This window comes from Pseudomonas asuensis (genome assembly GCF_014646755.1).
In the GTDB taxonomy this organism is placed as follows: domain Bacteria; phylum Pseudomonadota; class Gammaproteobacteria; order Pseudomonadales; family Pseudomonadaceae; genus Chryseomonas; species Chryseomonas asuensis.
Genome location: NZ_BMNW01000011.1, coordinates 102769 through 111850 on the forward strand (window position 1 = coordinate 102769; position 9082 = coordinate 111850).

The window sequence follows — 9082 nt, forward strand, 5'->3', positions numbered from 1 at the left end:
CTGTTAGAGGGCTCCCCTATAAGATAGATAGGCTTGAAATTAATGGATTGACCTTTACCACTTGCACAAAGGAGATCAAGGTTGATGTTGAATAACCGACAGATGCTACAACGTAAGATTGCAAATGGATTAGCTACTCGCGATGAAATAACCAAGTTCAAATTCATGAACAATTTTCAATGGCTTTCTCTGGTTGTTAGTGCATTTCCTTGGATATTTGCCGGGGTATGTACAGGTGCGCTGATAAGCTTGGTAGGTCAAAGTGTATTTTATGGAGCGATGCTAGCTATTGGCTATCCTGGAAACGTATCTGAATATCTAGAGTGGCTCGCGCAGAGCACTTTAATGGTGAGTTCATTAACGACATATGAAAGTTATAAGCTTTATTATGATCGATGATTTGAGCAGAGCATGTTCTTATATCGCGAAGCTCCTAGAGCGGGCGTCAGCTTCGCTGAGGCGGGATCTAGGAGCCGACAAGCGTAGCGCGTCAGAGTTTTTAAATGCTTCAAGATGGTATGCTAGGCCATCAGCCCAAAGCTGACCCTGAAAACAAGCAGATCGATATGTTTCAACAGTGATAGGAGCATGGGCCTGGCCAAAGCCCTACGCTTCCCTTTGCCTAACCTTATCAAAAGAGCATGCCTAGCAAGGATGCTTTTACTGCTGCCTCAGCCTTGTTGACTGCATTAAGTTTGCGCATGCAATTGGATAAGTGAAACTTGACCGTTCGTTCATCAATGCCAAGTATCATTCCTATTTCTATGTAGGTTTTTCCTACCGCTGTCCATTTCAGTGTTTCCGTCTCACGTGGCGTCAACTCTGCTGTTGATTCGGGCATCAGCTTTGGAGTTAAAAGCCGTGTCATAGCCGAATGTATCAGCCGCGTCAGCCAAATAAGTTTGGCCTCTTTATCGTCCAATTCTTGGGACGTTATCTTATCTGATGAGCGTACAAGCGAAAGTAATCCTCCCGTACTATGGCTTCCTAGCGAAGACAGACACCAGCCATGGCAAATATTGTGCTGCCTAGCCTCCTCCCAGAACTCGTATTGATCCTCAGCCTGATCAGCTGCCCACGCAAGAGGCAAATCTTCGGTCATGCCATGTTTGACCGTTGGGTCTATATCAACATAGTTGTTTGTTACATAGCGTTCTTTCCACTTTGATGGAAAATTAGTTAGTAACTGAAAAGTCGGGTTAGTAACCGGAAGTGGTACGCGCAAGCCGTAAGAGCAGTACTGGAATCCAAGACTCTCAATGAGTTTCTCCAGCTCTTTAAAAAGCTCGTCCTCGGACTGTGCTACGGAGCATAGATTGAGATAGCTTTCACGCCAGTCATTCACTGATAATCACACTCAACTAAAAAAGGATAGCTGCCTGAATGGGCAGGTATCCAATTGTAGCTGAGCACGTAGCATTTGCTGTGAAAAAAGCGACTAATCTGTCTTAAGCTTGCCTACAACCCTCTAGCAATAACCATCCTGATCAAAGACCATCCTATGCTTGCTCATGCGCCTGACCATTTCATCAGACAGTCTTTAAAAGAATTCAGCCAACTAACCTTCCAGCAATACATGGTTTGGATGGATGCCGAGCTGCAGGAAGAAATGCAAATGTTAGGTCTCGACTCAAAGACGGCAGGTTTTTGTGAGTGGGCGAGTACGAGTGGTCTACCTCAAGTAAGTTTGGGTTGGGCCTGGTATCGCTCACAGGCAGATAACCTTATCTACCTAGCTCCCGGAGGCATCCAGACCAACCTGATGTTATGTTGTAAAAAAGGCTATGATCTTGGCGTCCGTTGCACGGAAGAGATGCTGATCTCTTGGCTTGCCAGCCAAGACTGGCAGAGTGATATTTCACTCTAAGCTTTCGCATTTCAGAATTTGACCTTGCGAATCCTTGGGTATTTTCCGTGAACTCCAGGTAGGGCCTGCTGATACCATTGTTAGGAGGCCCCGGCCTGACTCTCTCCAGATCGAGCACGAATTCCGTGCAATCCTGACAGAGAGGCCCTATGACCATCCGCCGCGCTACTTCCCTTCGCCCTGGACAATTCAAGCACCTGATCCGCGTTGCATCCGTCACTGGTAGACAGCCAGAGCGCGACGTGATGTTGTTGTGGCTGACTCATACGACTGGCATTCGTGTTACAGAATTGGCCTTGCTGGAAGTCGCAGACGTGCTGTACCCAAGCGGTGCTATCAAGCCCGAGGTGTACTTGCGAGCAGAAATCACAAAGGGGTGTCGTGCGAGAAATGTGTACCTAACCCATGCTCGCTGCCTTGCGGCACTCGATGCGTGGCTAGACGTGCGTCAACAGCGCCGTTGGGGCCTTTCCGCCGTTGATGAATACCGAGGGTTTCGCCCAGGTTCAAAGTTGGTCATGACGCACAAGGGGCAAGCCTTCGAACTCGCTTTCAAACACCGAATGCTGGACAGCGGGCCGGAGGTATACCAGGCCTGTGATTCACTCCAACAGACGATCAGCAGGCTCTACCGGCAGGCCGGTATCAAACAGGGTACCTCGCATAGCGGCAGGCGTTCGCTGGCCGCAAAGGTGCTGGCCGCAACCGGCGACGTTGAGACTGTGCAGGCGATCCTTGGGCATGCTCGTCTTGACCACAGCAAGGCGTACATGAGCATTGACAAAGAAACCATTCGACGGGCCTTCGAAGTGGCTTTATAGTTCCGTTAATCGGCACGGTCGGAGTTTGTATTAAGTGTTTGAAATTAATGAGAACGGTGTTCCCCAGTACCCGAAAGGGCATGCTGGTCGCCTTCTAGTGACGTTGGCGGCCATTGATCGCCTGGAGCGTGCGACAGCATCCAGCGTTGCGGCATTGACGGGGCTCAGCAAGGGCAAAATTGACGACTATGTGCAAGCATTGAATGCCGAATTTGGGACTGTGATAGTCAAGAATGGCCCTGAGTATCGGGTGGAGTCATGGGGGGAAATACTAAAGCGTGCCGGGGTTAAAAAGGCCTTGACAGTTCCGTTAAATGGAACTAAATTTACACCTATTGAAGCGCAAGACAGCTTATAGGAATCCCTTCAACGTTAAGTGAGGCAGATAAATGGAACATCATGTAAATGCTGCTAGTGATATGGAAACCACCGGGTACTAGGGATTGACTGGATGCACCATAGAGTTCTACTGGACCGAGCGGGTCTAGAGTAAACATCAATTGAGAAAGTAACCTTCGAGCCTGCCTTAGGCTCCCACGATAACTAAGCAATGGAAGGCCCACGTTTTTCAACACTAAACCAAGAGAAAATAAGGAGGCATTATGTCATCACTAAATCTTTCAGAGATGGTTCTACCTGAGTCGCTTCTAGCAGTAAGCCCACTGAATATTTCAGTTGAAACAATCATATTTATTGTAGGTTTTATGCTTATAAGTTTGTTTGCTTTGGTTTTAGGGATATCAAACCTTCGAGGACTCTCTGCTTATCAAAGGAATCATGCTTTCAAAAGCCTTCTGATATCGATTCTTGCGTCTGTTATACCTCCTCTCGCGATAATGTTGTTCTACCGCACTGCACGTTATGTACTTACTGTAGAGCCTGCCGCAGCATCGGCTTCGCAAGAATAAACCGGCAACCACGAGTTAACGGAAAATCCTGATGATGACATTACTTCCAGAAGCGGTTCTATTAGGTTGGGCAGCATATTGCTTCTTTACTAGCCTTAACGCTCAACTTTGGGTTAGACAACACTGTGATTGACGATAGGCAACTTCATGACAATTGATGACAGGCAACCACTACCAGTTGGAACCATTATTGAGTTTTGCGGGGCGCAAGGGGAAGTCATCTACGATCATGGCGGAAATGGCCGTATTACCGTAAAGGTTGATGGGCACCAAGCTTGGTGGCGATGGACTTACGAAGGTGTTTCCTGCTCTATCGTTCACCCTCTTAAGCAACGTCTCCAAGTGAGTTAAGAAACTATGGAGTTGCCAGCGTCCTAGAATCGTTGAGGACCGTATAGGAAAACTGTAATGACCTACCTACAGGAAAACATCAAGCTGGGCCTGGCTTCCGTTCTGGCTTTTATCCTGGCGATTGTCCCGCTGGTTATTGGCTACCAGGTATCTCAGTTCGCCTGGGGGCTTTGTTTCTCCGGGGCTGTCGTGCTGACTATCAAACTCTTCTACGAGTGCGGTAAGTACAATGGATCGTTTGAGAAGCGCGGCGCCACGCACACAACAAGATGATCAAGGAAAACAGCAGATGGCAGCTAATGGCAGTCGTTTCATCCTTGGGCACTTGCGTATGTCGGACTATGCACGTCTTGAGGATGATCAAGAAGCAATCATCGTGTTGAACCCCGCCGAGCCAAATGCTCGGGCCGAGGCTTCAAAAGGGCTCAAGGCTGTATACGCCAAAGCTGGGCGGCGTTGTGTGATCAGCAGCCAGTCGATCTTGGTTGAGTCAGAGCCCGGAGTCTGGAATCAAAGCCACTTTTTGAAGGTAAGACCAGTGCCCTTGAATCACGTCGAGAAGTAAAAGGAAATCCGCATGGCTCAAGTAAAGAGTGTTACCAGTACATCCCAGGAACTGATCGTAGCGCTTCAGCAGATGCACCCGGACATTTGCTGGGGAGAGTGGCCGCTGGGCGACTACGATCAATACGCGGAGGCTGATGCTCCCGATATCCTTGTTACGTTCAACAGCGTGGAGAAAGAGCTTGAAGGGCTAGCCGACCCTTACTCAACCATATATGGAGAGCACTGCGAGCCCTCACAATGGGGGCTTTCAGAAGTAGCTGCACAGCTGATCCAGGCTCATAACAAGGTTTTTGTGGCCAAGTATCCAAACTGCGACGGCCCTAAGCTGCGGGCACTCATGCAGATCGAGCAGCACACCAGTTAAAGGAAGCTGATATGGATACGAGTGATTTTATAGCTGCCTTGGTCTTTGGTTTTATAGTGTTTCCCCCGGCCATTTACTTGCTTCACAAGCTATTCAGTCGTTAATGCCACTTATTCAGGACAGCTAGGAAAACACGATGGATACTGCTGCGTTCACCCCGTGTGCAGAGGTTGAAGAACTGGTCATGGGTATAAAACGGTTGTCCGTTGGCAATGAGTTCTTTGAGAACAAAGCTCTCTATGACCACGTGGAAGACCTGATTGAAAAGCACCTGATCCGAGAGTCCGATACAAGCGCTGATCTAGCACCACTGAACTCTGCATATCTCATTTCTCAAGGCATCCCTGTTGAAGCCAGCAACCCAGACGAGAGTGGTTTTTGGTGCGGAATAGTCAGTGTTGGCTCTGCCTACAAAATCTATTTCAAATACACTGGTCAGCAGGCGTGCGGAGTCTGACCGTTCGGAAGTTCAAGGAAACCGGCATGAAACCACTCATCTTCTTTCGAAGATTCACGGTCGCAACACTACAAGTCGGCCTGGCGGTATGCGTCGTATTGCTTTGGCCCAAGTTTTTTGGCGTTGGTCAACTGTTAGGCGACATGCTCATTACATATCTGTTTTGACATAGGAAAACATGACCATGGCGACTCTGACATTGGCCCTCAAAGGTGAATACTTTGACGCGATCAAGGCGGGCATAAAGCCCGAGGAGTTCCGCCTGCTAACGCCTTACTGGCGTAAGCGGCTGGAAGGCTGTACTTATGATTGCATCGAGCTTACCAAGGGCTATCCAGCGCGGGGGGATCAGGTTCGGAGGCTGTCGCTGCCGTGGAGAGGCTACCGAATAACGACTATAACCCATCCGCACTTCGGCTCAGAGCCGGTTGAGGTTTTTGCAATTAACGTCAAGCTGTAGGAACTCAAGCCATGAACGAAACAACTGTATTGAGCATAGCCAGCGTATTTTTCGCGCTTCACGTAGCGACTACATACTTTCCACTCAAAAGAGAACACCGTGGTATCAAGGGAAGACCTGGCATTGGAGAGCTGATCTGTTACGGGAGTTTTATCGTCGCGTTTTTGCTTTTCGCTTGGCGTGATTATGCCTCATCCAAAATCACGGTGGCGGATGTAGCCGCTGTATGTTTGATCCTTGCCTTGGTGACTACGTACTTTCCACTCAAAAGGGCACACCTTGGTATCAAGGGAGGAGGTAGAGCGGGTGAGATCGTATGCTATGGACTCTTTTTTATGACCTTTTCGCTCGTGGGATGGTGCCAGTTCTATTCGTAGACACGGCTGTTCTGGATGTCTGTTCCGCCATCGACCGGTGGCGAATGGCGGGTATCAAGAAAACCGCTCCACTCCTGCATCAGCCTCCTTCTCTTTTCCAGCAGGTCTCCACGGTTATAGGCCGCTTCCACCTTGCTGCCCAGCGTATTGAAGGGCTGCAGAAAACATAAGATGAAACTGTAAGGATTTTCCTTTATTTTTTGTATAATAAGTATTATACAAAAAATAAAGGATCGGTATGAAGAAGAAGTAAGCGCTCACTTGTGTATGCAGCCCTTCGCGCCGCTTAGTACAAATAGGAAAACAATATGAATACTTCAGCAATAGATCAAGCATGTGCTGCTTTGCAGAAAGCTCCGATATCTACTATATCGATGACTCTTGCGACCATAGCCACTTTCTTTTTCTACCTCGTAGCTCCTTTTGGCTCAATGTTTTTCATAGCCTCAATGATTGCTGTTATTAGCTTTGCTTTTATGTTGCTCCAAGTTGCTGAAGTCACGTCGGCAGCGTCCGAAAGAGCTTTGAAGCGACAGAAAAACTCATATCGCCATTAAGAGTTGCTGCCTAGGAAACCATCATGCAATTCGTCTTCACGCCATCGCCGCACTTTGTCAATCCAGGACATGAGGCTTCGTCCGATCTGCATGTAGATTCCGAGACGGCAACAGATGTTGCCAAGCTGCGGGACTTATACCCCGAGCTGGGGAGTTGGGGCGATTTGGCCCTGTATGTAGCGTGGGGCAGCTTCTCTCAGCAGGTCAATATGATTTCGTGGGAGCCCATTACAGAGCGAGAGGAAGACTTCCTCCATTTCTGCTGCTGGGAGCAGACCCGAGGTGAATTCCCGTGGGGTAACGACAGGCGTGAGCTTGCCCAAGCGAACAAGTGGAAATTTTAGAGGAAAACAGCATGAAATCTCAATCGCTTCCGCAGCTCCCGCAAGGGTTGCGTTCAGAGTTTGAAGTAGTGAAACAGGAGGGCGAGCCGGGCCGCAGAACGTGGGTACTGCGCGACGTGGCGACACATGTTGAGTACGAGCTTTCCCCTTCTACGGTAGAGGGCTGGGATATTCCCGTAGCAGCGTCGAAAGGGCCAAGCATTATCGTTGCGTTGAACCCCTCGATGGTGGCAATGCACTTACCTACTGGCGAGTTTTACCGGGATAAACCACCGCCCAGTCGATTCAGGGCGAAGCGATAGGAAACCAAAATATGAAAATGTTCCGCATACTAGGCGCGATCAGCCTCTTTTTTATAGCAGTCGAGCTGTACCACTTCAGCGCAATTGTTGACTTTATCGCTACGAGCGCACAAGACCAGTACGACACTGCGCAAAACATAGCAGAAGGCGGTTTTCTATCGGCATTGACATGGTTCTTCTGCCTGCTCTGGTGGCTAGTTGTGAACATAACCGCTTTAGTTCTAATGATTATCGCATTCATACCCACCAAAGATTCGAGTGATGATGCGTCAACCTAAGTTCGAGGAAAACAAAATGATACGAGCACTGGGGCGTCATCTTGGTAATGAGTTTCTTCTGCTAATTGTCTTGCTTCCAGCAGCCGCTATCTTTTTTTCACCTTGCAGTAAATGGACAGCGATAGTAGCCATTGTCTACTCCGGCTTCTGCGGCCGACTTTATGGCTCATGCCGCTGGGCCGAAGGATTTTCAGAAGGTCTCAAAATTGGTAAGCAAACGCCTGGCAATGGGAAGAAACAGGAAACTGATTTCGCCAAAGACAGCTAGGAAAAAGCCAATGGCAACCGAAAATGATAAAGATGCCATTCAGCGTCGGGACGAAGCGCTAGACCTGGCTCGACGCTTTGGTCAGAGCCAGGAAATCCCGCAATGACATCGAAACCTGAACTTGACCAGCGCGACCATCAGAACATGGACGCATTTCTCAGGCATGTGCTTGACGGCTACAAGACCGGTGAAATCACTAAGGACGCTGCTGTGGGGGCCGTGGCTCATGTAATGACAGCCCTCGATTTGGGCAACTACACCGAAGCACGATCTTGGTTCGAAGAAGGGCGGAAGTTCCTTTCGAAAGAACCTATCACTGAATGATAGGAAAAAGCCATGAAGGGATCGAGCGTTTATGTCACTGCCCAGGAACTTGAATCGCTGCATGACATTTCCAGCTACTTGAGCGCGATCCTTGAAGCCAGTTCGGGTGACGTAGCGCATCTGATAGCTGCCAAGGCTGGGTTGCATAGCGTGATCGAAAAGGCCGGGAAATCCAAGCGCGCAGCGGCACGGCGCAAGGCCATCAACGCGGCATTGCAAGCTGCTGAAAACGAATAGGAAAACGCCATGCCAATGAAGAAGATCAAAGACTTGTCAGTTACTGAATGGGCATTGAAGGTACAAGCTGGGCATGAAGTGGATGTGAGCATAACGCTGCATCCGAATGGGTCAGGCACTATCAAAACCAGCCGAGGCGAGGCGTCGTATTTCCATACGCCAGAAGACGCCCTTCATTGGCTTGGCGAGCCTGAAACAGAGGTGCAGGTTTAGATAGGAAAATCCTGATGATGACATTACTTCCAGAAGCGGTTCTATTAGGTTGGGCAGCATATTGCTTCTTTACTAGCCTTAACGCTCAACTTTGGGTTAGACAACACTGTGATTGACGATAGGCAACTTCATGACAATTGATGACAGGCAACCACTACCAGTTGGAACCATTATTGAGTTTTGCGGGGCGCAAGGGGAAGTCATCTACGATCATGGCGGAAATGGCCGTATTACCGTAAAGGTTGATGGGCACCAAGCTTGGTGGCGATGGACTTACGAAGGTGTTTCCTGCTCTATCGTTCACCCTCTTAAGCAACGTCTCCAAGTGAGTTAAGAAACTATGGAGTTGCCAGCGTCCTAGAATCGTTGAGGACCGTATAGGAAAAC

The 9082-nt window shown here is 48.9% G+C and carries 20 protein-coding genes; 18 read left to right on the forward strand and 2 right to left on the reverse strand.

Going from position 1 to position 9082, the window contains the following annotated elements; all coding sequences use genetic code 11:
- Positions 1–84: 84 nt before the first annotated feature.
- On the forward strand, positions 85–399 hold the full coding sequence (locus IEX86_RS20500) for a hypothetical protein (RefSeq protein ID WP_188868008.1): 315 nt from the start codon (positions 85–87) through the stop codon (positions 397–399).
- Between the two features lie 232 nt (positions 400–631).
- Here IEX86_RS20500 and IEX86_RS20505 read toward each other — a convergent pair whose 3' ends face one another.
- Positions 632–1345 (reverse strand): autoinducer binding domain-containing protein, encoded by a 714-nt coding sequence (locus IEX86_RS20505; protein WP_188868009.1) that lies wholly within the window; start codon positions 1343–1345, stop codon positions 632–634.
- Positions 1346–1501: 156 nt separating this feature from the next.
- On the opposite strand from IEX86_RS20505, the gene IEX86_RS20510 reads away from it, so the two are divergent.
- The 17 genes from IEX86_RS20510 (at position 1502) to IEX86_RS20590 (ending at position 8695) form a co-directional block, all read left to right on the forward strand.
- A complete protein-coding gene (locus IEX86_RS20510; RefSeq protein WP_188868010.1) occupies positions 1502–1867 on the forward strand; it encodes a DUF4902 domain-containing protein in 366 nt (121 codons plus the stop codon).
- A gap of 149 nt (positions 1868–2016) precedes the next feature.
- A complete protein-coding gene (locus tag IEX86_RS20515; RefSeq protein WP_188868011.1) occupies positions 2017–2688 on the forward strand; it encodes a tyrosine-type recombinase/integrase in 672 nt (223 codons plus the stop codon).
- Between the two features lie 34 nt (positions 2689–2722).
- The gene (locus IEX86_RS20520) at positions 2723–3046 is read left to right on the forward strand and encodes a hypothetical protein (protein ID WP_188868012.1); all 324 of its coding nucleotides are present in this window, start codon (positions 2723–2725) and stop codon (positions 3044–3046) included.
- A gap of 958 nt (positions 3047–4004) precedes the next feature.
- Positions 4005–4220: a hypothetical protein gene (locus IEX86_RS20525; protein ID WP_188868013.1), complete on the forward strand. Its 216-nt coding sequence runs from the start codon at positions 4005–4007 to the stop codon at positions 4218–4220.
- A 16-nt stretch (positions 4221–4236) separates the two neighbouring features.
- Positions 4237–4512, forward strand: a complete 276-nt coding sequence (locus IEX86_RS20530; RefSeq protein ID WP_188868014.1) for a hypothetical protein — start codon at positions 4237–4239, stop codon at positions 4510–4512.
- Between the two features lie 12 nt (positions 4513–4524).
- Entirely contained in the window at positions 4525–4878 is a 354-nt protein-coding gene (locus IEX86_RS20535) for a hypothetical protein (RefSeq protein ID WP_188868015.1), read from the forward strand.
- Between the two features lie 136 nt (positions 4879–5014).
- Positions 5015–5335, forward strand: a complete 321-nt coding sequence (locus IEX86_RS20540; RefSeq protein ID WP_188868016.1) for a hypothetical protein — start codon at positions 5015–5017, stop codon at positions 5333–5335.
- Between the two features lie 26 nt (positions 5336–5361).
- Positions 5362–5502 (forward strand): hypothetical protein, encoded by a 141-nt coding sequence (locus IEX86_RS20545; RefSeq protein WP_188868017.1) that lies wholly within the window; start codon positions 5362–5364, stop codon positions 5500–5502.
- Positions 5503–5519: 17 nt separating this feature from the next.
- Positions 5520–5795 carry an ASCH domain-containing protein gene (locus tag IEX86_RS20550; protein WP_188868018.1) on the forward strand — a complete coding sequence of 92 codons (276 nt, stop codon included), beginning with the start codon at positions 5520–5522 and terminating at the stop codon, positions 5793–5795.
- 316 nt (positions 5796–6111) lie between these two features.
- Positions 6112–6342 (forward strand): hypothetical protein, encoded by a 231-nt coding sequence (locus tag IEX86_RS20555; RefSeq protein ID WP_188868019.1) that lies wholly within the window; start codon positions 6112–6114, stop codon positions 6340–6342.
- Positions 6343–6480: 138 nt separating this feature from the next.
- Positions 6481–6729 carry a hypothetical protein gene (locus IEX86_RS20560; protein ID WP_188868020.1) on the forward strand — a complete coding sequence of 83 codons (249 nt, stop codon included), beginning with the start codon at positions 6481–6483 and terminating at the stop codon, positions 6727–6729.
- Between the two features lie 23 nt (positions 6730–6752).
- Positions 6753–7073, forward strand: a complete 321-nt coding sequence (locus IEX86_RS20565) for a hypothetical protein (protein ID WP_229685433.1) — start codon at positions 6753–6755, stop codon at positions 7071–7073.
- A gap of 11 nt (positions 7074–7084) precedes the next feature.
- Entirely contained in the window at positions 7085–7375 is a 291-nt protein-coding gene (locus tag IEX86_RS20570; protein WP_188868021.1) for a DUF5440 family protein, read from the forward strand.
- Between the two features lie 11 nt (positions 7376–7386).
- Positions 7387–7653 carry a hypothetical protein gene (locus IEX86_RS20575; RefSeq protein WP_188868022.1) on the forward strand — a complete coding sequence of 89 codons (267 nt, stop codon included), beginning with the start codon at positions 7387–7389 and terminating at the stop codon, positions 7651–7653.
- A gap of 370 nt (positions 7654–8023) precedes the next feature.
- On the forward strand, positions 8024–8245 hold the full coding sequence (locus IEX86_RS20580; RefSeq protein WP_188868023.1) for a hypothetical protein: 222 nt from the start codon (positions 8024–8026) through the stop codon (positions 8243–8245).
- Between the two features lie 12 nt (positions 8246–8257).
- Complete coding sequence (locus IEX86_RS20585) at positions 8258–8482, forward strand: hypothetical protein (RefSeq protein ID WP_188868024.1); 225 nt, start codon at positions 8258–8260, stop codon at positions 8480–8482.
- Between the two features lie 9 nt (positions 8483–8491).
- The gene (locus IEX86_RS20590; RefSeq protein WP_188868025.1) at positions 8492–8695 is read left to right on the forward strand and encodes a hypothetical protein; all 204 of its coding nucleotides are present in this window, start codon (positions 8492–8494) and stop codon (positions 8693–8695) included.
- Positions 8696–8849: 154 nt separating this feature from the next.
- Here the strand turns inward: IEX86_RS20590 and IEX86_RS25135 are convergent.
- Positions 8850–9082, reverse strand: a 233-nt coding sequence (locus IEX86_RS25135; RefSeq protein ID WP_229685434.1) for a hypothetical protein, incomplete at its 5' end; no start/stop codon positions are given.

Excerpts from the sequence above, each read along its gene's own strand:
- IEX86_RS20590 (WP_188868025.1), top strand. The coding sequence starts at position 8,492 with ATGCCAATGAAGAAGATCAAAGACTTGTCAGTTACTGAATGGGCATTG.
- IEX86_RS20540 (WP_188868016.1), top strand. The coding sequence starts at position 5,015 with ATGGATACTGCTGCGTTCACCCCGTGTGCAGAGGTTGAAGAACTGGTC.
- IEX86_RS20585 (WP_188868024.1), top strand. The coding sequence starts at position 8,258 with ATGAAGGGATCGAGCGTTTATGTCACTGCCCAGGAACTTGAATCGCTG.
- IEX86_RS20560 (WP_188868020.1), top strand. The coding sequence starts at position 6,481 with ATGAATACTTCAGCAATAGATCAAGCATGTGCTGCTTTGCAGAAAGCT.
- IEX86_RS20545 (WP_188868017.1), top strand. The coding sequence starts at position 5,362 with ATGAAACCACTCATCTTCTTTCGAAGATTCACGGTCGCAACACTACAA.
- IEX86_RS20570 (WP_188868021.1), top strand. The coding sequence starts at position 7,085 with ATGAAATCTCAATCGCTTCCGCAGCTCCCGCAAGGGTTGCGTTCAGAG.
- IEX86_RS20535 (WP_188868015.1), top strand. The coding sequence starts at position 4,525 with ATGGCTCAAGTAAAGAGTGTTACCAGTACATCCCAGGAACTGATCGTA.
- IEX86_RS20575 (WP_188868022.1), top strand. The coding sequence starts at position 7,387 with ATGAAAATGTTCCGCATACTAGGCGCGATCAGCCTCTTTTTTATAGCA.
- IEX86_RS20525 (WP_188868013.1), top strand. The coding sequence starts at position 4,005 with ATGACCTACCTACAGGAAAACATCAAGCTGGGCCTGGCTTCCGTTCTG.
- IEX86_RS20550 (WP_188868018.1), top strand. The coding sequence starts at position 5,520 with ATGGCGACTCTGACATTGGCCCTCAAAGGTGAATACTTTGACGCGATC.
- IEX86_RS20510 (WP_188868010.1), top strand. The coding sequence starts at position 1,502 with ATGCTTGCTCATGCGCCTGACCATTTCATCAGACAGTCTTTAAAAGAA.
- IEX86_RS20580 (WP_188868023.1), top strand. The coding sequence starts at position 8,024 with ATGACATCGAAACCTGAACTTGACCAGCGCGACCATCAGAACATGGAC.
- IEX86_RS20530 (WP_188868014.1), top strand. The coding sequence starts at position 4,237 with ATGGCAGCTAATGGCAGTCGTTTCATCCTTGGGCACTTGCGTATGTCG.
- IEX86_RS20555 (WP_188868019.1), top strand. The coding sequence starts at position 6,112 with ATGCTATGGACTCTTTTTTATGACCTTTTCGCTCGTGGGATGGTGCCA.
- IEX86_RS20515 (WP_188868011.1), top strand. The coding sequence starts at position 2,017 with ATGACCATCCGCCGCGCTACTTCCCTTCGCCCTGGACAATTCAAGCAC.
- IEX86_RS20500 (WP_188868008.1), top strand. The coding sequence starts at position 85 with ATGTTGAATAACCGACAGATGCTACAACGTAAGATTGCAAATGGATTA.
- IEX86_RS20565 (WP_229685433.1), top strand. The coding sequence starts at position 6,753 with ATGCAATTCGTCTTCACGCCATCGCCGCACTTTGTCAATCCAGGACAT.